Raw genomic sequence first — 19,499 nt, 5'->3', positions numbered from 1 at the left:
CTCAGGCGCTCAAGCTCTCGTCGCCCTGCCGGCCGACCAGGCGCCGGAACCGCCACCCGGCGTAAGCCACCGCGCCCAGCGGGATCGGCAGGACGTACGTCAGGGCCCTGGCGAGCAGCACCGCCGCGGTGACCCGCGCCGAGGCGGCGTTGTCCAGCCCGGCGGCGAGGTAGACCGCCATCCCCCACTCGATCAGCCCGACCCCGCCCGGCGTGATCGGGATCGCGGACAGCACCCGGGCCAGCGCGAAGCCGGCCAGGCAGCGGCTCCACGGGACCTGGGACTGCGGGACGCCGCAGGCCAGCAGGCAGGTCTGGAACACCAGCAGCCAGCCCAGGTCGTTGCCGATGCTGGCGAGCGTCAGCCGGCGGCTGCGGGCGCGCAGCAGGTCCACGGCGTCGGCGCGGAAGCGCATCACGGCGGCGGCGACCGTGGTCGGGCCGGTGCGCCGCGCCAGCCGGAACAGCCGGTCGGACCAGCGCTGCGACATCCGGCCGACGGCCTGCGCCGCCCGCTCGTCGCGCAGCGAGCGGTGCACCACGGCCACGCCGATCAGGAACATCGCCGCGCACAGCGCGGCACCGACGCACAACGTCGTGACCGCGCCGGCCCCGGAGGTCAGGCGCCCGGTGGCGGCCAGCACGCCCACCGCCACCGCCGGCGTCGCCAGCTTGGCCAGCGTGCTCCACACCCCGGTGACCCCGGCGTAGACCGCGAACGAGCGCGAGCTCAGCCCCCAGCTGGACAGCATCCGCCAGCTCACGCCGACCGACACCGCTCCCCCGGCCGGGACCGTGTTGGCCACGGCGGTCGAGGCGAGGTTGACCGCCGCCGCGCGCCGCAAGGGCAGGCCGGGGATGGCGGCGGCGATGAACAGCCAGTTCGCGACCAGGTTCGCCGCGGCGGCGAGCACGAGGACGAGCATCCAGCCGGACGTCAGGTTCTGGAGGGTCTGGAGCACGTCGCGGAACCGCGCCAGCCGCGGCAGGCCGAAGCCGAACGCCAGGACGCAGACAGTCACGGGCAGCAGAACCGTCGCGACGCGTCGGCCCTGTGCCCCCACACCCTCTTTCACGGCTTCCCCCCATCAACCCCTTATGAAGGGTGAGGCTAGCCGATCGCCCAGGACTAGGCCCGGTTCGACGTCCGCGCGTTATGCACCCGCAAGCGCACCGCGACCGCACGAAGCAAGGGCACTGCCACACCGAACTCCTCGGCGCGCGCCACCAGGTCCCCGAAGATCTGCTCGGCCTCGACCGGAAGTCCGGCGCCGAAGTCGCGGAACAGGGAGGAGGTGTCGGCGCTCCCGTCCTCGGTCAGCATCGCGCGGTAGGTGTCGCGTTCGGCGGCCGACACCGGGTAGCCGGCGGCGGCCGCGACCGCGGCGGCCTCGTCGACCACGGCCTCGGCCAGGGTCTTGCCGCCGGGCGCGGCCGCGACGTCGCCGACGCTGCCGCCGCCGAGGACGTTGACGGCGCCGAGGCTGGCGATGAACGTCCACTTCGACCACATCGCCGAGGCGACGTGCTCGGACAGCACGGTTTCGAACCCGGCGTCGGACAGCGCGGCATGGACAGCCCGCACCTGCTCGTCGACCGAACCGTCGCGGCGGCCGTAGGCGAGGCGGTGCATGCCGGCCAGCCGCAGGACGTCGCCGAAGTCGTCGAGCGTGGTCATGACGTAGGCGATGCCGCCGAGCACCGCCTCCTCGCCGAAGCGCTCGACCAGCAGGTCGATCTGCCGCATCCCGTTCAGGACCGGCACGATCAGCGTCCCGGGCCCGACCGCCGGGGCCAGGTCGTCGACGGCGGCGGCCAGCCCGGACTCCTTGACGGTCAGCAGGATCAGGTCGTAGGGCCCTTCGATCTCCCCGGCGAGCACCACTTCGGGCTCCAGCACCGTCTGCTCGCCGAGCCCGACGATCCGCAGCCCGCGCTCGCGCAGCACCCGGGCCCGCCCGGGCCGCACCAGGAAGGTGACGTCCCGCCCGGCCTGGAGCAGGCGGCCTCCGAAGTACCCGCCGGTGGCCCCGGCTCCCACGACCAGAATCCGCATCCTGTGCACCTTCCCTGAAGAGGACTCTCCTGAAGAGGACGTTCCGCAACAGCGAACCGCACGGCGGCGGTGATCATTCCCCGGCCGCGGCGGGCCCGGTGGGAATCAGGCCCCGCGGTCGGTCCGGCGGCGGGCCGCCAGCACCGTCCCGATCCCGGCCAGCAGCGCGGTCAGGGCCGTGACGGCGCCGAGCGCGGCCGAGAGCGGCACGCCGGTGTCGGGCAGCGCCTTCTTCCCGGACTGGTGGAACGGGATCCTGGCATGCGGCTTCGCGGCGGGGTGCTTCGGCGGGGCGGCGTGGGGGGCGGCGTGCGGGGCGGCCTGGGATGCGGCTTGCGGGGCGGCCTGGGATGCAGCTTGGAGTGCGGCCTGGGGTGCGGCCTGGAGTACGGGCTTGGCAGCGTTCGAAGCCGCCGGGGCCACGGCCGGCGGCGGGGCCATCGGAGCGACCTGGGCCACCGGGGCGAGCGGCGGCGGCGGGGCGATGGCCGGGGGCGGCGCGTCCTTGACCGGCGCGTCCTTGACCAGCGCGCGCTGCGGTGCCAAAAGGCTCCGCGAGGTCTGCGACGCCGCGCCCGCGCCCGACACCGGGAAGCCGACGGTCCCGGCCAGCAGGTCGAAGCGCAGCGGCCCCTTGGCGAACGCGGGCAGCCCGATCAGCGAGCCGCTGATCTCCGTGGACGGAGCGTTGGTGACGGTGACCGCGTTGCCCGGGCCGGTGACGAACGTGGCGTCCCAGCCCGCCTGCGGCACGCCGATCTCCAGGGCCCGCCCGGCGCGCCAGGTGCCGGCCGGGACGTTCGGCACGTCCAGCGCGAAGTTCGGCGTGCCGCTGTCGAACATGGCCGGGGCGCAGGTCCTGGGCAGGCCGACGGCGGTCAGGCAGGTCTGCACCGTCCGCGGGTTCCACGACGGGGGCGCCGGGGCCAGCGCCGGGTCGGCGGCGGGCAGCGGGCGCTGCGGCGGCCGCGCCCCGAGCCGCCCCCGGGCCTGCGGGCGGGCGTCGTAGGACCCGGCCCACGACGCGTAGCGCGCCGCCGCGGTCCGGGCGTCGCCCGCCTCCGGCCCGGCGGCGGAACCGCGCTTGGCCTTCAGCGTCGGTGTCCGGCCCGCCTGCACCAGTCTGTAGCCGGCGGCCGGCACGCCGAGCAGGATGCTGCCGCTGTACTGGTCCGGGCTGAACCGCACGGCGAACTGCCGGCCGACGTGGTTGCCGGCCGCGTCCTGGAGGGTCCACATCGGGTTCACCAGCCCGGTGGCACCCTCCAGGCTGACGCCCATGACGCCGTCGAGCAGCCCGCCGAACATCGTCGGCTTGGCGCCGTCGGCGGCCGGGCACCGGGGCTTGTCGGCGAAGCAGTCGGTGGAGCGCACCAGCTCGATCGGGAGCGGGCCGGTGTGGTAGCCGCCGATGGCGACGTCGGCGTCGGCCTGGTCGCCGTGCAGCTGCACGCCGCTGCCGTAGCCATAGGGCGCCGCCCGGCCGGTGACGGTGACCGCGCCGGCCGGCACCTTGGAGCCGCTGACCCGGATGCCGGTGGAGCCGGTGTCCAGCAGGAGCAGCAGCGAGACGCCGCCGATCGCGACGGTCACCACCGGCCGCGGCGCGGTCGCCGGGTCGGCCACCGAGAACGGGATGGATCCGCCGGGGACGGCGGGCACCGCGTCGGCCCGCGCCGCCCGCGCCGCCGGTTGCAGGGTCAGGGCCGCGCCCGCCAGGCCGATCGCCGCCGCCGTTGCCGTGATCCGTGTGGCCAAGATCTGTTCCATCCGCCCGAGAGTGCCGAAGACCCGGATTACTGTGAGCGATCAGGACGCGAAGACACGAATCGCTTGCGCTGAACGGGCGAACCGGATCCGGCGGTTCCGGTCGCGGCCCGGGTCCGGACGTGGCAGCGTGAAGGAGGACGGTCCGTATCCGAACGCTTGTACGAGGTGAATGGCATGAAGCCGACCGAAGCCGCCATCGGCGCACCGTGCTGGGTCGAGCTCGGCAGCTCCGACCTGCCCGCCTCCGGCGCGTTCTACGGCGCGCTGTTCGGCTGGAGCGTCGAGACCGACCCCCGCGAGGACGCCGGCGGGTACACCATGTGCTCGCTGAACGGCGCCCCGGTGGCCGCGATGTCCCCGCTCTACGCCCCCGGCCAGCCGGTGGCCTGGTCGGTGTCGTTCGCCGTGGCCGACGCCGACGCCACCGCGGTCCGCGCCGAGGAGCTGGGCGGCCTGGTGGTCATGACCCCGATGGACGTGTTCGACATCGGACGCTTCTCGGTGCTCCAGGACCCGGGCGGCGCGATGTTCAGCATCTGGCAGCCGCGCACCTTCCACGGCTTCGGGCTGTGGGACGAGCCGGGCGCCGCCTGCTGGGTGGAGCTGGCCACCCGCGACGTGCCCGCCGCCAACGCCTTCTACCAGGGGCTGTTCGGCTGGTCGGTCAGCGAGGGCGACTACCCGCACCTGAGCGCCGGGGACCGGCAGTTCGGCGGGGTGCAGGACATGGCCGGGACCGGGGTGCCGGAGGACGTGCCGCCGCACTGGCTGCTGTATTTCAAGACCGAGGACGTGGCGGCGTCGGCGGCCAAGGCGGCCGAGCTCGGGGCGGAGCTGCTGACGAAGCCGTTCGAGGTGCCGGGCACCGGGCAGTTCGCGGTGGCCCGGGACCCGCAGGGTGCGGTGTTCGCGGTGTATCAGCCGGAGGTCAAGAAGTAGGCGGGCGGACACGGGTCTCAGGTCTCAGGTCTCAGGTCTCAGGTCTCAGGGGTGGATGGTCACCGGTGTCCCGTTGACCGTGCAGTGGCCCAGACTGCAGGCCACGACGAAGCTGCTCGACGGCGTCGCGGGCGTGGGCCCGGTCGGCTGCACCACGGCCGGACCGACGCGCTGCGGCGCCGTCGGATCGTGGAGGCCCCGCTCTCGGGTCCCGGCCACCAACACGATCATCGCCAGCAGGACGTGCACCACGGCGTTCTTGGTCATCCGCAACCACGCCAGGACGATCCCGAAGACCGTCAGGGCGATCGCGACGGCGAGCAGCCAGTCGCCGTAATGGCGGGTGGCGGCGTCCGGATCGGTTTTGTAGCCGCCGCCCCAGGCCCGCATTCCGATGACGAATCCGGCGACGAGGACCACGATCGCCAAAACCGCGTCGATGCCGACGACCAACGCGAACTTCGATCCCGGTCCCATTTCGGGCGGTTCCGCGACCCGCCGCGACGGCGCCCCACCTTGTAGCGGCATCGGAAAAGCATGACAGGGCTCTGTCGCGGACGCCACCGGCTCGCCGGGCCGGTGGCGTCCGGGACCGCCCGGCGCCCGAACGCCGGTTCATGCTCGGGGCCGATCAATGGCATCCTTCGCAGGAAAACCCTGCGACTGGAGACCGATCTTGACCACGAACCGCCGTCCGCTTTTCGCCGTCCTGACCGTCGTCCTCGCCCTGAGCGGATGCAAGTCCACGGCGAGCAGCTCCGCTCCCCCGGGATCCGCGACCGGCTCGAAGGCGTCCTCGGGCACTGACGCCCGCTCGGTGAGCCCGCTGGCCAACCGGGACGGGCTCAAGCCCGGCCTGGGGGCGATCACCTCGGCCGGCGACCAGTCACAGGCCCGCGACCTGATCACCAAGCTGACCACCGCCGCCACCGGCCCGAAGACCGGCTACACCCGCGAGAAGTTCGGCGACGCCTGGACCGACAACGCCACCGGCGTCCCGTTCGCCGACAACGGCTGCGACACCCGCGACGACGTCCTGGCCCGCGACGGCCTGGACCTCGCCTACGCCTCGGGCTCCAAGTGCGTGCTGGCCTCGATGACGCTCTACAACCCCTACAAGTCCGAGACGATCCAGTGGACGAAGGCCAAGGCCACCACCGTCCAGATAGACCACGTCATCCCGCTGTCCTACGCCTGGCAGATGGGCGCGGCCCGATGGTCCGACGACCAGCGCGTCCAACTGGCCAACGACCCGCTCAACCTGCTGGCCGTCGACGGCTCCGACAACGCCTCCAAGGGCGATTCGGGCCCCGCCGAGTGGCTCCCGCCGAACACCGGGATCCACTGCTCCTACGCGGTCCGCTTCGCCGAGGTGGCGCTGAAGTACAAGCTGGACGTGGCCAAGGAGGACAAGGCCAAGATGCTGACCTTGTGCCAGGGCTGAGGCACGTTCCCAGCACTAGTTCCGCCACGCCCCGCGCCGTTCCTTGTCCGTCAGCCCGCCCCAGGTCCCGTGGCGCTCGCCCAGCGCCACGGCGAACGCGGCGCACTCCTCGCGGACCGGGCACCCGGCGCAGATCCGCTTCGCGGCCTGCTCCCGGCGCTCGCGGGCCTCGCCCCGCTCCCCGGTGGGCGAGAAGAACGCGGCGCTGGGCAGGCCCCGGCAGGCCGCCGCGGCCTGCCACTGCCACGTCGTCAGCAGCGGCCGCAGCGCCGCAGCATGCTTCATCGCGGTCCCCGGCCCGGTCAGGCGGCCGGCGGCGGCCCGGCCACGCGCAGGTGGAAAGCCTGCGCGGAGGCGACTATCGCGTCGAGGTCGAACCCCGCCGGCGCCTCGTCCGGGGCGCCGACCGGAGTTCCGTTGGCCACGAACCACTGCTCGATCCGGGCCGGCGCGAAGACCGCGGCCAGCCGCGCGGTGGGCGAGCGGACCAGGTAGCTGTGCGGCACGCCGCGCGGGCCGTGCGCGGCGTCGCCCGGGCCGAGCTCGATCCGGCGGTCGCCGACGAAGAAGCTCACCTCGCCGTCGAGCACGATCCAGACCTCTTCCTCGTCCTCGTGGATGTGCAGCGGCGGCGCGTGGCCGGCTCCGTCGGTGAACTCGACGACGCTCAGCGATCCGGCGGTGGCCTGTCCCGGGATCAAGACCCGGCTTTGTCCGCCGAGGAACCAGAACGGTTGGGAACTGTCGGTCACGAAACTCATCGCGCAGCCTTTCCATGTGCCGGGAAGCGCCCGGATGCCAAACGGAGGACGAAGATCGTCCGCCCTCTGAGAAGACCACCGGCCGCCAGGCGGTCGCATCAAGGAAAGACCCCAGTCTTAGTCGGCACCGCCCCGCTAAAGTGCTCTCAACTGCACCAGCACCCCCGCCGGCGACGGCGCCCGGCCCCTCGGAGAGACCGCACCATGAGCCCGGCCATACATCCGACGGATCCGGAGGCTCCCGGCCTCGCACCCACCCCGGGCGAAGTGTTCGTCGGCCGCGCCGCCGAGTCCGAACGCCTGCTGGCCGGGGCCGGCGAGGCCCGCGCCGGCCGGGCCTGGCTGGCGGTGATCGAGGGCGAGGCGGGCATCGGCAAGAGCGCCCTGGCCCGGCGGCTGACGTCCTCACTCCCTGATTTCACGGTGCTGTGGGCGACCGGCGACGTTTCGGAGACCGAGCTGCCCGGCGGCGTGGTCGGCCAGCTGACCCGGCGCGTGGACCGGGCCCTGGCGGACCGGTTCCCGCTGCTGGGGCCGGACGCCGCGACCGGGGCCTCCCCGCACGCGGTCGGCGGGCAGCTGCTGCTCCTGCTCGGCGCGCTTCAGGAGAGCACCGGCCCGGTCGCCCTGGTGGTCGACGACTTCCACTGGGCCGACCCGTTCTCCGTGCAGGTATTGGGGTTCGTCCTGCGCCGACTGTGGGCGGACCGGGTTTTGACCGTGCTGGTCACCCGCTCCGAGGAGGAGCGCACCACCGAGAGCCTGCACCGGCTGGTCCGCTCCACGGACCGCGCCGCCCGGATCGAGGTCGGCGGCCTGGCCGAGGACGACGTCGCCCGGCTGGCGGACAGCCTGCTGGACACGCCCGCGGCGCCGGGGCTCGTCGAGCGCCTGTACTCGTACACCAAGGGCCATCCGCTCTACGTCCGCACGGTCCTGGCCGAGGTCCCGATCCAGACCCTCGGCGCCGAGGCCGCGGCCCGCTGGCCGGTCCCGCGCTCGCTGCGCGTGGGAATCAGCGATCTGATGGAGCGGCTGCCCGCCGAGTCGGTCGCGCTGCTGGAAGCGTTGGCGGTGCTGGACGCCAGGCTCCCGCTGGCGACCGTCGCTCAGGTCGGTGCCCTGCCGGATCCGGCCCGCGCGCTCAAGCCCGCGCTGGCGGCGGGCCTGGCGCAGTGGTGGCCGGCCGAGGCCGAGAGCACGGTCGCGCTGGTGCACGCGCTCCAGCGCGACGCCGTCTACGAGGCGATCGGCCCCGAGCGCCGCCGCACCCTGCACGCCGCCGCCGCGGGCGTGGTCGGCACCGCCGCGTCCTGGGCCCACCGCGTCGCCGCGGCCGGCGCGGCCGACGCGGGGCTCGCCGCCGAGCTGGAGCAGTCCGGCGGCGCCGAGGCCGTCCTCGGCCGCATCGCCCTGGCCGCCACCGGGCTGCTCGAGGCCTCGGCCCTGTCCGACCGTTCCGAGGACCGCGAGCGCCGCCTGCTCACCGCCTGCGCGCAGTCGCTGCTGACCATGCAGCCGGCGACCGCGATGCGGTTGCGGCCGCAGGTCGAGGACTGCGCGCCGAGCACTTTGCGCGGCTGCGTGCTCGGGGTCATGGACCTGTTGGAGGGCCGGTTCGCCGACGCCGAGGCCCGGTTGTCGGAGTCCTGGCAGGCCGCGCTGGCCGACCCGGAGTCGGGGTGGGTCGCCGTGCTGGCCGGGACCTTCCTGGCGGTCATCACCATCCGGCAGTGCCGCGGCGCCCGGACCGTCGACATCGCGACCCGCACCCTGGCCATCGGCGACCTGGACCCGGCCACGACCGACTTCACGCGCGCGGTGCTGGCGACCGGCCGGATGTGGGACAAGGGTCCGCGCGCCGCCCTGGAGGACGTGGCGCACCTGCCGCGCCTCGCCGCCGACTCCGCGAACCACCAGTTGGAGACGCTGGCCACCCGGGGCGTGATGAGCCTGTTCGTCGGCGACCTGCCGGCGGCCCGCGCCGACCTGGCCACGGTGGCGCGCCGGGACCAGCAGGGCGCCGGTTCGAAACTCAGCCATCTGTCGCTGTCGCTGTGGTCGGTGACCGAGTACCTGTCCGGGGACTGGAACGCCGCGGAGTCGGCAGCGGACCGGGCGCTGGCGATCGCCGCGAGCCAGGACCACGTGCTGGGCGACGCGGCGGCCGGGTTCGCGGCGGTGTGCGTGCAGGCCGGACGCGGTCTGTGGGACGCCGCCGAGGCCCAGCTCACCGCCCTGACCGAGATCACGCGGATGCTCGGCGACCCGCCGGCCGAGGCCGTCTACCTGGCGCTGGCCGGGGCGCTACTGGCGCAGGCCCGCGCCGACCACGCCGCGATGCTGGTGGCGCTGGAGCCGATGGTGGACCGGCACGCCGAGGACGGCGGCATCGACCCCGACGCGGCGCTGCGGCTGCGGTATCAACCGTTCCGGCTGTGGCAGCGGTCGCTGCTGGTCGAGGCGCTGATCGGGACCGGGCAGGTGGAGGCGGCGACGCGGTCGCTGCGGGAGCTGGAGGAAGAGGACTGCGACCACGGAGGGTACTCGCGGCTGGTCGAGGCGAGGCTGAACGGGCTGCTGGCGGAGGCCCAGGGGCGGCCGGAGGAGGCGTTGGCGGCGTATCGGGAGGTGTTGGACGGCGGGGCCGGGGCGGGTTCCGGGGCGGCGGGCATCCGGGCCGGCGCGGGAGCAGCAGGCTCGAACGCGGCGGGCAGCCAATCCGGGGCAGGCTCCGGTGCGGGGGCAGCGAGCGCGGGCGCGGCGGGCAGCAGATCCGAGGCGGGCTCCGGCGCGGCGGCGGGCATCCGGGCCCGCGCGGGTGCGGCCGAGGACCCGGTCTTCTTCCGCGCGCTGCTCGAACACGGCTACGGCCGGCTGCTCGTGGCGACCGGTTCCAAGGCCCGGCGGGAGGCGTCGGCCTGGTTCCGGTCGGCGCACGACCGGTTCGCCGCGCTGCGTGCCGCGCCGTTCCTTGAGCGGTGCGAGGCGGACTTGGCAGCGATCGGCCTGTCCGCGCCGGCACAGACCGGCGGTCCGCTGCACGCGCTGACCGAGCGGGAGCTGTCGGTGGCGTACCTCATCGCCGACGGCCGCACCAACCAGCAGGCGGCGGCAGAGCTCTACGTCACTCCGAAGACGGTGGAGTATCACCTGTCCAACATCTACTCCAAGCTCGGCATAACGTCGCGCCGTCACCTCACCGCGCTGGTCCGGGCCTGAGCGAACTGCCCGGACTAGGGTCGGACCCTAGGGCCGCCTAGGGATTTCGGTGCTTCGCTGAAGGGGTGACGGCTGGACACCTCCCGGGCGGCGCCCGCACCCGCAGGGCCCCGCTTACCGGACGCGACGAGGAACTGCGGATACTCACCGATCTGCTGGCGGGAGTGCGCGAGGGCATGAGCTCCGCGCTGGTGCTCGTCGGCGAGGCCGGGATCGGCAAGACCCGGCTGCTGGACCATCTTGCTCGGACCTCGACCGACCTGCGGGTGGTGCGGACCGCCGGGGTCGAGACCGAGGCCAGGCTGGGGTACGCGGCGCTGCACCGGCTGCTGCGCCCGCTGCTGGCGGACCCGGACGCCTTCGAGGCGCTGCCCGCGCCGCAGCACGAGGCACTGGCCGCCGCGTTCGGGCTGCGCGCCGGGCCGACGCCGGACCGGTACCTGGTCGGCCTGGCCGTGCTGACGCTGCTGGCCGGGACCGCGGCGGCGCAGCCTCTGCTGTGCCTGGTGGACGACGTGCAGTGGCTGGACCGGGAGTCCGCCGAGGTGCTGGCGTTCGTCGGGCGGCGGCTGGGGGCCGAGGGGATCGGGCTGGTAGTCGCGGGGCGCACGGAGGGCTCCGGCCCGGCCGCGGGCGAGGGCCCGGGTTCCTATTCGGACTCTTATTCCGGCTCTTATTCGGACTCTTCGGACCCTTCTGATTCCTATTTGGGTTCTTATTCGGGTTCGGGCGGACCGTTCGACGGCTTCACCGCGCTGCCGGTCCGCGGCCTGGCCGAGACCGACGCGCACGCGCTGCTGCGTCACAGCGTCCTGGGACTGCTGGACCCGGAGGTCGCCACCCGCATCGTCGCCGACACCGGCGGCAACCCGCTGGCCCTGACCGAGATCGCGGACGCGCTGAGCCCCGCGCACCTGGCCGGCGCGGCGCCGCTGCACGAGCCGCTGCCGGTCGGGGCCCGGCTGGAGAACCATTTCCGACGCCTGATCCAGGACCTGCCGGAGCCGACCCGCGCCTTCCTGCTGCTGCTGTCGGCGGCGTCGCCGGAGGACCCGGTGCTGCTGTGGCGGGCCGCCGGGGAGCTGGGGGTTCCGGCCGCGGCCGCCGACGAGGCGCTGTCCGCCGGCCTGATCACCGGCGACCACCTCATCGAGTTCCGGCACCCGCTGATCCGCTCCGCCGTGTATCGCGGGGCCGACGCCACCCTGCGCCGCCGGGTCCACCGGGCCCTGGCCGCCGTCACCGACCCGGTCCAGACTCCCGAACGCCGGGCCTGGCACAGCGCCGAGGCGACGATCGGCCTGGACGACACGGTGGCCGGCGAACTGGAGACCGCCTCGGAGCGCGCCCGGGCCCGCGGCGGCTACGCCGAGCAGGCGGCGTTCCTGGCCCGGGCGGCCGAGCTGTCGGTGGTGAACCGGGCCGGCCGGCTGGTCGAGGCCGTGCAGGCACATCTGGTGCTCGGCGACCCGCACTCGGCGCGGAGCGTCCTGGAGCAGGCCGAGCCGCTGCTGGCCGATGATCCGCTGCTCCGCGCCCGCGCCCTCTACGCCCGGGCGAAGATCGGGATGCTGCTGGCCCAGCTCACCGGTGTTCCGGCCCTGCTGATGTCCGCCGCCGACACCGTCGCCGTGGCCGGGAACGATCCCGGGCTGGCCCGGCGGATGCTGCTGGAAGGGCTGGTCGCCACGCTGTACAGCGGGCACGACCGGCTGCGGGAGTTCGGCGAGGCGGTGCTGGACTCCCCCGCGCTGCGCCCTTCGGGGTCAGCCCCGCTCGGGCCGGACAGCGGTGCGGACCTGATGCTGCGCGGCTTCGCGCTGCGGATGGCCGAGGGCTACCCGCAGTGCGTGCCGGTGCTGCGAGCCGCCATAGCGGCGATCTGTCGTGGCGAGGAATCCGACGACCAGACCATGCCGGTGGCCGAGCTCACCATCTACGCGGGCGACGAGACCTGGGACGACGACGCTCTGCGCGCCGTGGAGGTGTTGGAAGCCCGGGCCCGCCAAACCCGCGCACTCGGCGCACTGCGCGCGGCGCTGCTGGTCCGTTCCTCGTGGGAGCTGCGAGCCGGCCGGTTCTCGGTCGCGACGATGTGCTTGGACGAGGCGGAGGACCTCGCGGTCGTCACCGGACAGCCGACTCCCGGCGACGCCTACCGGATCGAGCTTCTCGCCTACAGCGGCCGCGAGTCCGAGACCCGGGCCGCGGCCAGGCTGGTGGCCGAGGACTGGGTGGAGGCCAACGACCACGGCGGCTTCGGCGACTGGGCCCGCTACTCGCTGACGGTGCTGGAGCTCAGCCTCGGCCGCTACGCCGAGGCCGCGGCCCTGGCGCGGGTGGCGTTCGGCACGGACAACCCCGGCGCGGCGGCGCGGATCCTGCCGGACCTGGTGGAGGCCGCGGCGCGCAGCGGGGACGAACTCACCGCCAAGGACGCGCTGCGCCGCCTGGAGGAGCGGGCCACGGTGGCGGGCACGCCGTGGGCCCTGGGCCTGCTGGCGCGCTGTCGAGCCCTGATGAGCGACGACGACCAGACCGCGTCGCTGTTCGAGGAAGCCGTCGAGCTGCTCGACCGCACGCCGATCCGCACCGAGTCGGCGCGGGCCCACCTGCTCTACGGCGAGTGGCTGCGGCGGCGCAAGCGGCGCGCCGAAGCGCGCGCCGAGCTGCGCACGGCGTACGACATGTTCGAGACGATGGGCGCCGCCGGGTTCGCCGAGCGGGCGCGGGTCGAGCTGCTGGCCACCGGCGAGCACGCCCGCAAGCGCACAACGCGGACCGGCCACGGCCTGACCCCGCAGGAGCGGCGGATCGCGGAGCTGGCGGCGGCGGGGTCGACGAACGCGGAGATCGCCACGCGGCTGTTCATCACGCAGTCGACGATCGAGTACCACCTCAACAAGGTGTTCCGGAAGCTGGACATCACGTCGCGGCGGCAGCTGCGGACGATGTTGGCGGAGGGTTGATCGGCGGACGGTTGATCGGCAGAGGGTTGTCGGCAGAAGGTTGATCCGCGGTTGGTGACCGGGAAACGGCTGTGGGACCGCGACAGTTGTCGCGGTCCCACAGCCGTTTCTGCTTCGAAGGCTCGGGGTTCAGGCTCGGGCTCGTGGCTCAGTCTCAGCCGGTGGCCTCCGCCGCCTCCTTGATCAGGTCGGCGGTCTGCTTGGGGTGCGACACCATCACCGCGTGCGAGGCGCCGTTGACGGTGATGGTGCGCCGCGAGTTGGCCCGCTGCGCCATGAACGCCTCCGAGGCCGGCGGGATCGCCTGGTCGGCCCCGGCCACCAGGAACCAGCTGGGCAGCGTCTTCCACGCCGGCACGCCGCTCGGCGCGGACAGCGCGGCCAGTCCGACGGGGCGCTGGCTGGCGGCCATGTCGGCGGCGGTGCGGGCCGGGACGTCGGCGGCGAAGACCGCGTGGAAGGCGTCCTGGTTGATGACGCCCTCCGGCGCGCTGCCGCCGCCGGGCACCGGGTAGTTGTGCACGCTCAGGTTCGCGCCCAGCTCGCTGCCCGGGAAGCGGCCGGTCAGCTCCAGGGCCGACTCGCCCTGGTCCGGGGCGAAGGCGGCGATGTAGACCAGGGCCTTGACGTTCGCGTGGCCGACGGCCGCGTTGGTGATGAGCTCGCCGCCGTAGGAGTGGCCGACCAGCACCACCGGTCCGGGAATGGTGTCCAGGATGCTGGAGATGTAGGCCGCGTCGCTGGTCAGGTCGCGCAGCGGGTTCGCCGGGGCGACGACCGGATAGCCGTCGTGGCGCAGCCGTTCGATCACGCCGGACCAGCCGGAGGCGTCGGCGAAGGCGCCGTGGACGAGGACCACCGTGGGCTTGGGCGCGTGGTGGGCCGCGCCGGCGGGGGCGGCCGAGGCGAGCGCCGGGGTGGTCGCGGCGGCGACGGCCAGCACGGCGGCCGGGATCACAGCTTTGGCTTTCATGAGTTCTCCTTCAGGACGGTAAGAGGGTCGGCGGTGAGTGCGGTCACAGGGTCTTGATCAGTCCGCCGTCGATGACGAAGTCGGCGCCGGTGATGTTCGCGGCACGGTCCCCGGCCAGGTACACCACCAGGTCCGCGACCTCTTCGGGGCGGCTGAACCGGCCGGTGACGCTGTCGGCGGCGGCGCCGGCCACCACGTCGTCGGGAGACAGCCCGGCGGCCCGGGCGACGGTGGCGGCCACCCCGGCGTCCCCGAGCCACAGGCCGGTGGCGACCGGCCCGGGGCTGACGGTGTTGACGCGGACGCCGCGCGGCCCGACCTCCTTGGACAGGGCTTTGCAGAAGTTGGCGAGCGCCGCCTTGGCCGCCGAGTAGTCGATCACCAGCGGATCGGGCAGGGCGGCGTTGACCGAGCTGACGGTGACGATGCTGCCGCCGCCGTCGAGCAGGAGCGGGAGCGCGGCGCGGGTGGTCCGCACGGCGCTGAGGAAGTTGATGGTCAGGGTCCGGTCCCAGTCGTCGTCCGTGACGCTGGCGAAGCCGTCCGGCCGGGGGCGGACGCCGCCGACGTTGTGCACCAGCACGTCCAGGCCGCCGAGGGCCTCGGCGGCGGCCGCGGCCAGCGCCGCCGGTCCGGCCGGGTCGGGCAGGTCGGCCAGGCCGACCGCGATGGGGACGACCTGGCCGGCGCCGCCGAGCTTCGCCAGCTCGGCGGCGAGGTCCTCCAGCTCGGCGGAGACCTCTCGGGATCCGGCGGCCACGCGGGCGCCCTCCTCGGCGAGGGCGCGGGTGATCGCCAGTCCGATGCCGCGCCCGGCTCCGGTGACGAGTGCGGTCTTGCCGCTGATTCCGAGGTCCATCTCGGGTCCCTTCGACTTTCCTGGTGGGGTGTCCGCGGCTCGATCCCGACGGGTTGGTCGGCCGGTTTCTTGGCTGGCTGCCTGGCTGTCTGGCGGGCTGCCGGGCTGGCGGGCTGCCTGGCTGTCTGGCCGCCTGGCTGTCTGGCCGCCTGGCTGCCTGCCGGGCTGCCGGGCTGCCTGGCTGACCGACCCCGGCCGACCGTCGCGGGCGCTGCTCCATGAGCTTCCGCGTGTACTGCTACATCGCGCTGCTACCTTTCGCGCGTACTGCTACATCGCGCTGCTACGTTCCGCGCGTACTGCTACATCGCGCTGCAACCTTCTGCGTGTACTGCTACATCGCGCTGCTACAAGGACTGCCGGTGCAGCCAGGCCAGCGCCGCGTCCGCGACTTCCCGCCAGCCGCTGTCGATGGTCAGGGAGTGGCCCTTGTCCGGGAACTCGGCGAACTCGGTGACCGCCTCGGAGTGCCGGTACTGCTTGAGCGTGGCCCGCGTGACCGTCTCCGGCACGGTGTGGTCCTTGCCGCCGCTCATCAGCAGCAGCGGGCCGCGTCCGGAGTTGGCGGTGTCGACCTTGGCCGGCGAGTGCGGGTTGAAGTTGGCCGCCGCGGCCTCGAACAGCGGCTTGCCCGGCGCGGGAATCGTCCACCGCTCGAACAGCTCGTCGGACTCCTGCTCGGAGACGGCGTTGCCGAAGGCGAAGCGGAACTGCTCGGCGGTCAGCGACACCGCGCGGTGCTTGTTCGCCGGGTTCTTGAACACCGGCAGCGTCGCGCGCAGGGCGGACAGCGGCAGCGGCAGCACGCCCTTGATCTGCGCGGCGTCGATGGCGACCGCGGCGGCGGCCAGGTCCTGACCGAGCAGCTTCTGCGCGATCATGCCGCCGAAGGAGTGGCCGATGAGGATCGGCAGCGTGTCCAGGCCGCGGATGATCGCCGCGTAGTGCTCGACGACGTCGTCGATGCCGTGGTCGGCGATGCTCTCGGGATTGGCGCGCGCCTCGGCGACGGTGTCGGGGTCGCCGGGCCAGCCGGGGGCGCTGGGAGCGTAGCCCTCCTCGCGGAAGAGGTCGATCCACGGCTCCCAGGAGGTGGCGTGCAGCCAGAGGCCGTGGATGAACAGGACGGGCGTGGGGGTGGTCATGGCCGCGGTTCCTTTCCGTTTCCGTGGAAGCGGATCGACGAGTGCTGTGCTTGCTCTCACAGCGGGATGCTTGTTCTCCCAGCAGGACACCAGGCCGGGGCGGTCGCTCGAACCGGGGAAACACCACAGTCCCCAGGGCGCCGGGGCCGCTGGGGAGCCGGGAACCGGGAAGCTGGGGGTCCCCCCGAGGTATCACCGCAGCGGGACAACCACCGCCGCGTGGAACAGCCGCCCTGGTCGATGCGATGATGCGACACACATCAGGGCCAGCCTCCGGAAAGGATCGGCGCATGTTCGGCAAGAACCGCAAACTGCTGCGCGACGGCACCCCAGGCCGCGCCGTGATCGTCGACGCCCTCCGCTCCGGCGGCCACCTCACCGCCAACGGCGGCGCCACCCCGGTCACGTACCGCCTCCGCCTCCGCATCCACCTGCCGGACGGCACCACCACCGACACCGAATGCCAACTAGGCGGCCTGACCCACAGCGCCCACACCTACTTCTCGGCCGGCGACATCGTCCCCGTCCGCTACGACGCCACCGACCCGACGCACGCAACCGTCGACGAAGCCGCCCTGCTGGCCGAACGCGAAGCAAAGCAACGCGAAGCGGAAGCCGAAGCCGTGGAACGCGCCGACCGCACCCTGTCCGGCCAACCCGACCCGGGCCCCGCCCGCAACCTCCCGACCGACGCGGCAATGCGCACGGCATACGACCGATGGCGCACAGCCGCAGCCCGCACGAAGGAAGCCAAAGCAGCGCACAAGGAAGCGCAACGCGCCGACGACAAGGGCGCAACGCTGCGGGCGTTCAACGCGAGCGTGAAGCGGGGCGCGGAGGAGCGGACGGCGCGGGAGCGGTATCAGGAGTTGCGGAAGGCGCGGCCGGATTGGATGGTGGAGGACCAGTGAGATGGACCGAGCCGAGCCACAGAGTGTCGCGCGCCCTGGTCATGGCCACGAACAGCTGACGGCGGACCAGTTCAGCACGCTCCGGAGCCGCGCTCTCATATCCAACGATGTCGTGCAGAGCGCGTCATGACAGGGCAGGAAGGCATGCTTGAATTCCAGACCCTTGACGCGATGGAAAAGGTTCCGATCTTGCAGGCGTCTCGATAGGTCGTTTCGACGTCGCGCCGGCCGAGCGCACGGGTCTCGTCGAGATCCTCGAAGCTGTCACCGGCCACGACGGCCATCGCCGTGTTCCAAATCTCCTCGGCGTTGCGATAGTTGGTACGCAGAACGACGCCGCGGGCGCCGGCAATCGTGACCCCTGGCATTCATCCACGATCACGGCCGAGTAGCCGCGTTTCGCGCGGCCTTCGGCGATCGCGGTGGCGGCAAGCATCAGCTCCAGGCGCGGGAGGACCCCGTGCCGGCCGACAGTGAACCACGCCCTGGTCAGCAGCGTCCGGGCCTGGTTGCCGTTGTGTTCGTCATCGACGTGAAGAACACAGCGTCCACATCATCACCGGAAGTCACAGGCGCCACCCACCCTCAGCCCACCTCGCCCCCACCCACCCCCGACAACGGTCCCACCCGCCCGAACACCCACGTCCCCGGCTCCTCCGGGTCGTCCCCGGCCCAGAACTGGGTCCACAGGCGGCGGAACTCCTCGCGGGAGATGTGGCCGTCGGCGTCGAGGTCGAGGCGGGCGAAGACTTCGTCGGTGTCGGTGGGGCGGCCGTTCCAGGTTTCGATGAGCTGGCGGTATTCGGGTTGGGAGAGGCGGTCGTCGGCGTTCTCGTCGATGGCGTCGAACATCGCGTCGGCGGTCGCGGTCACGGCTTCGGACATGGTGGGCAGGAGGTCGACGACGGTCAGGACGTCGTCGATGGTGACTTGGCGGGGGTTGGCGGACGCGGCGCTGAGCGAGGTCCACCAGTGGAGCATCACGGTGCGGAGCCGTTCGGCCTGGGGCGAGCCCGGGGGGACGCCGCGGACCGCGGTCCAGCGCGCGGCGAGGGCCTGGAAGTCGCCAGCCACCAGGTATCCGCGGCGGCCGGAGTCCATCGCGTCGAAGACGGCCGCGACCTTGGTCCGCTGGAATTCGCTTGCCATGGCGCCATGGTCGGGCCGGGGCGGCCAGAGTAGTGGGGCCGGTCGGTCAAACCCCACGATCGGATGAATTCCACGGTGGCGTGAAGGGCGGATTTCCGGATATGTTTTCAGCATTCTGGCATCGCCTGGAATAGCGCCGGAGATCCGCCCGGCGGGCGTGCCACATTCGCCATTCTTCGCCAGCCCCGCAGGCCCTGGCCGGCCCTTCGTACCCGCGCTACGGTGCGGCTCGATGACCCCCACGACGTATCATTCATCGCTGCTGTGCGCACTTATCGCGCCATTGTCTCTATCGGGATTGCTGTGCCATCCTTGTCCGCCGGCACGGCTCGATATCTCCGCGACCGTGAACACGCGGCCGGGTTCTTCCCCGCCCTCGATCCGGGCCGGAACGCCGGTGGTCGTCGACTATCGGCTGACCAACAGCGGTTCGCCGCGGCTGGTGGACGTACAGATCGCCGAGCCGGGTGCGCTGGGCGGGACGGTGAGCTGCCCCGGCGGAGGGCACTCGGTGGAGCTGCGGCACGGAACGTCCGTGGACTGCCTCGTCCGGTTCACCGCGCAGCCGGGTGCGCATACGGGGACGGTCGTCGCCACCGCGCACGCGGATCTCGACGATGGCGACGACGATGGCGATGGCCACGACGATGGCCACGGCAAGAAGAACGACCACGACCAGCAGGTCAGCGCTTCGACCACGGTCGGCTACCAAGGCATCGCCAGCTCAGTCGGCATCACAGAGCACGTATCAACGACATCTGATACCAGCGGCGCGCAGGTGACCCTGACCTACGTCCTCACCAACACCGGCAAGGCGGCGCTGTTCGACTTCGCCGTGGCCGACGCGCTTCTGCATTCCGGCGCCAGCTGCCCATCGGCACCCGGATCCGGGTCCGGGTCCGGATCCGGCCTGGCCCCCGGCGCATCGCTGACCTGCACCGCGACCACGCACCTCACCCCCGGCAGCTATCACAGCTCTACGACAGCCTCCGCCGACGACCGCACCACCACCGTGGATCCGGACGGGAAATCGGTGCCGCCGCCGAAGCTGACGGCCAACGCGTCGGCGGACTTCAGCGTCGTGGCCCTGCCACCGCCACCGGCGCCCCCACCAGCACCGCCTCCGACGCCGACCCCGACACCCACCACCCCGGCGCCGCCCCCACCCCCGCCCTCCACACCCGCACCACCGCCGCCCCCGAAGCCGCGCACCACCCCGCGCGCCGCCGCTCCCCCGCCGCCAAGCACCCCGAGCCCGACCCCCACGCCGACCCCGACCCCGACTCCCACGCCGACCCCGAC

General features: G+C 73.1%; 17 protein-coding genes. 6 read left to right on the top strand and 11 right to left on the bottom strand.

What is annotated here, in order from left to right:
* Nucleotide 1: 1 nt before the first annotated feature.
* The 3 genes from ABD481_RS11805 to ABD481_RS11795 form a co-directional block, all read right to left on the bottom strand.
* Complete coding sequence (locus ABD481_RS11805; RefSeq protein ID WP_344665634.1) at nucleotides 2-1,075, bottom strand: lysylphosphatidylglycerol synthase transmembrane domain-containing protein; 1,074 nt, start codon at nucleotides 1,073-1,075, stop codon at nucleotides 2-4.
* A 53-nt stretch (nucleotides 1,076-1,128) separates the two neighbouring features.
* On the bottom strand, nucleotides 1,129-2,055 hold the full coding sequence (locus tag ABD481_RS11800; RefSeq protein ID WP_344665633.1) for a ketopantoate reductase family protein: 927 nt from the start codon (nucleotides 2,053-2,055) through the stop codon (nucleotides 1,129-1,131).
* A gap of 105 nt (nucleotides 2,056-2,160) precedes the next feature.
* Entirely contained in the window at nucleotides 2,161-3,825 is a 1,665-nt protein-coding gene (locus ABD481_RS11795) for a hypothetical protein (RefSeq protein WP_344665632.1), read from the bottom strand.
* Between the two features lie 174 nt (nucleotides 3,826-3,999).
* On the opposite strand from ABD481_RS11795, the gene ABD481_RS11790 reads away from it, so the two are divergent.
* Nucleotides 4,000-4,764 carry a VOC family protein gene (locus ABD481_RS11790; protein ID WP_344665631.1) on the top strand — a complete coding sequence of 255 codons (765 nt, stop codon included), beginning with the start codon at nucleotides 4,000-4,002 and terminating at the stop codon, nucleotides 4,762-4,764.
* A 45-nt stretch (nucleotides 4,765-4,809) separates the two neighbouring features.
* On the opposite strand, the gene ABD481_RS11785 is transcribed toward ABD481_RS11790, so the two are convergent.
* Nucleotides 4,810-5,241 (bottom strand): hypothetical protein, encoded by a 432-nt coding sequence (locus tag ABD481_RS11785; RefSeq protein WP_344665630.1) that lies wholly within the window; start codon nucleotides 5,239-5,241, stop codon nucleotides 4,810-4,812.
* A gap of 199 nt (nucleotides 5,242-5,440) precedes the next feature.
* Between ABD481_RS11785 and ABD481_RS11780 the strand changes: the two genes are divergently transcribed.
* Nucleotides 5,441-6,208, top strand: a complete 768-nt coding sequence (locus ABD481_RS11780) for an HNH endonuclease family protein (protein ID WP_344665629.1) — start codon at nucleotides 5,441-5,443, stop codon at nucleotides 6,206-6,208.
* Nucleotides 6,209-6,223: 15 nt separating this feature from the next.
* Here the strand turns inward: ABD481_RS11780 and ABD481_RS11775 are convergent, their stop codons facing one another.
* Together ABD481_RS11775 and ABD481_RS11770 are read right to left on the bottom strand one after the other, a co-directional pair.
* A complete protein-coding gene (locus tag ABD481_RS11775) occupies nucleotides 6,224-6,493 on the bottom strand; it encodes a WhiB family transcriptional regulator (RefSeq protein WP_344665628.1) in 270 nt (89 codons plus the stop codon).
* Nucleotides 6,494-6,510: 17 nt separating this feature from the next.
* Nucleotides 6,511-6,969: a cupin domain-containing protein gene (locus tag ABD481_RS11770; RefSeq protein ID WP_344665627.1), complete on the bottom strand. Its 459-nt coding sequence runs from the start codon at nucleotides 6,967-6,969 to the stop codon at nucleotides 6,511-6,513.
* A gap of 204 nt (nucleotides 6,970-7,173) precedes the next feature.
* Between ABD481_RS11770 and ABD481_RS11765 the strand changes: the two genes are divergently transcribed.
* Nucleotides 7,174-10,191, top strand: coding sequence for a helix-turn-helix transcriptional regulator (locus ABD481_RS11765; protein WP_344665626.1), 3,018 nt, complete (start codon nucleotides 7,174-7,176; stop codon nucleotides 10,189-10,191).
* Nucleotides 10,192-10,256: 65 nt separating this feature from the next.
* Nucleotides 10,257-13,160, top strand: a complete 2,904-nt coding sequence (locus ABD481_RS11760; protein ID WP_344665625.1) for a helix-turn-helix transcriptional regulator — start codon at nucleotides 10,257-10,259, stop codon at nucleotides 13,158-13,160.
* Nucleotides 13,161-13,314: 154 nt separating this feature from the next.
* On the opposite strand, the gene ABD481_RS11755 is transcribed toward ABD481_RS11760, so the two are convergent.
* From ABD481_RS11755 to ABD481_RS11745, 3 genes are all read right to left on the bottom strand, one after another.
* Nucleotides 13,315-14,133 (bottom strand): alpha/beta fold hydrolase, encoded by an 819-nt coding sequence (locus tag ABD481_RS11755; protein WP_344665624.1) that lies wholly within the window; start codon nucleotides 14,131-14,133, stop codon nucleotides 13,315-13,317.
* A 43-nt stretch (nucleotides 14,134-14,176) separates the two neighbouring features.
* The gene (locus tag ABD481_RS11750; RefSeq protein WP_344665623.1) at nucleotides 14,177-14,992 is read right to left on the bottom strand and encodes an SDR family NAD(P)-dependent oxidoreductase; all 816 of its coding nucleotides are present in this window, start codon (nucleotides 14,990-14,992) and stop codon (nucleotides 14,177-14,179) included.
* A 347-nt stretch (nucleotides 14,993-15,339) separates the two neighbouring features.
* Nucleotides 15,340-16,137, bottom strand: coding sequence for an alpha/beta hydrolase (locus tag ABD481_RS11745; RefSeq protein ID WP_344665622.1), 798 nt, complete (start codon nucleotides 16,135-16,137; stop codon nucleotides 15,340-15,342).
* Nucleotides 16,138-16,427: 290 nt separating this feature from the next.
* On the opposite strand from ABD481_RS11745, the gene ABD481_RS11740 reads away from it, so the two are divergent.
* Entirely contained in the window at nucleotides 16,428-17,048 is a 621-nt protein-coding gene (locus ABD481_RS11740) for a DUF3592 domain-containing protein (RefSeq protein WP_344665621.1), read from the top strand.
* A gap of 95 nt (nucleotides 17,049-17,143) precedes the next feature.
* Here the strand turns inward: ABD481_RS11740 and ABD481_RS11735 are convergent, their stop codons facing one another.
* On the bottom strand, nucleotides 17,144-17,416 hold the full coding sequence (locus ABD481_RS11735; RefSeq protein WP_344665620.1) for a hypothetical protein: 273 nt from the start codon (nucleotides 17,414-17,416) through the stop codon (nucleotides 17,144-17,146).
* A 217-nt stretch (nucleotides 17,417-17,633) separates the two neighbouring features.
* Nucleotides 17,634-18,197, bottom strand: coding sequence for an EF-hand domain-containing protein (locus ABD481_RS11730; protein ID WP_344665619.1), 564 nt, complete (start codon nucleotides 18,195-18,197; stop codon nucleotides 17,634-17,636).
* A gap of 346 nt (nucleotides 18,198-18,543) precedes the next feature.
* Here ABD481_RS11730 and ABD481_RS11725 point away from each other — a divergent pair.
* On the top strand, nucleotides 18,544-19,499 hold a 956-nt coding region (locus tag ABD481_RS11725), incomplete at its 3' end, for a DUF7507 domain-containing protein (protein WP_425559147.1).

It is taken from the genome of Catenulispora yoronensis (genome assembly GCF_039531695.1).
Classification (GTDB): domain Bacteria; phylum Actinomycetota; class Actinomycetes; order Streptomycetales; family Catenulisporaceae; genus Catenulispora; species Catenulispora yoronensis.
This window is presented reverse-complemented; position numbering and strand designations above follow the sequence as displayed.

Excerpts from the sequence above, each read along its gene's own strand:
- ABD481_RS11800 (WP_344665633.1), bottom strand. The coding sequence starts at position 2,055 with ATGCGGATTCTGGTCGTGGGAGCCGGGGCCACCGGCGGGTACTTCGGA.
- ABD481_RS11790 (WP_344665631.1), top strand. The coding sequence starts at position 4,000 with ATGAAGCCGACCGAAGCCGCCATCGGCGCACCGTGCTGGGTCGAGCTC.
- ABD481_RS11745 (WP_344665622.1), bottom strand. The coding sequence starts at position 16,137 with ATGACCACCCCCACGCCCGTCCTGTTCATCCACGGCCTCTGGCTGCAC.
- ABD481_RS11795 (WP_344665632.1), bottom strand. The coding sequence starts at position 3,825 with ATGGAACAGATCTTGGCCACACGGATCACGGCAACGGCGGCGGCGATC.
- ABD481_RS11785 (WP_344665630.1), bottom strand. The coding sequence starts at position 5,241 with ATGGGACCGGGATCGAAGTTCGCGTTGGTCGTCGGCATCGACGCGGTT.
- ABD481_RS11765 (WP_344665626.1), top strand. The coding sequence starts at position 7,174 with ATGAGCCCGGCCATACATCCGACGGATCCGGAGGCTCCCGGCCTCGCA.
- ABD481_RS11730 (WP_344665619.1), bottom strand. The coding sequence starts at position 18,197 with ATGGCAAGCGAATTCCAGCGGACCAAGGTCGCGGCCGTCTTCGACGCG.
- ABD481_RS11755 (WP_344665624.1), bottom strand. The coding sequence starts at position 14,133 with ATGAAAGCCAAAGCTGTGATCCCGGCCGCCGTGCTGGCCGTCGCCGCC.
- ABD481_RS11775 (WP_344665628.1), bottom strand. The coding sequence starts at position 6,493 with ATGAAGCATGCTGCGGCGCTGCGGCCGCTGCTGACGACGTGGCAGTGG.
- ABD481_RS11740 (WP_344665621.1), top strand. The coding sequence starts at position 16,428 with ATGTTCGGCAAGAACCGCAAACTGCTGCGCGACGGCACCCCAGGCCGC.
- ABD481_RS11735 (WP_344665620.1), bottom strand. The coding sequence starts at position 17,416 with ATGCCAGGGGTCACGATTGCCGGCGCCCGCGGCGTCGTTCTGCGTACC.
- ABD481_RS11750 (WP_344665623.1), bottom strand. The coding sequence starts at position 14,992 with ATGGACCTCGGAATCAGCGGCAAGACCGCACTCGTCACCGGAGCCGGG.
- ABD481_RS11770 (WP_344665627.1), bottom strand. The coding sequence starts at position 6,969 with ATGAGTTTCGTGACCGACAGTTCCCAACCGTTCTGGTTCCTCGGCGGA.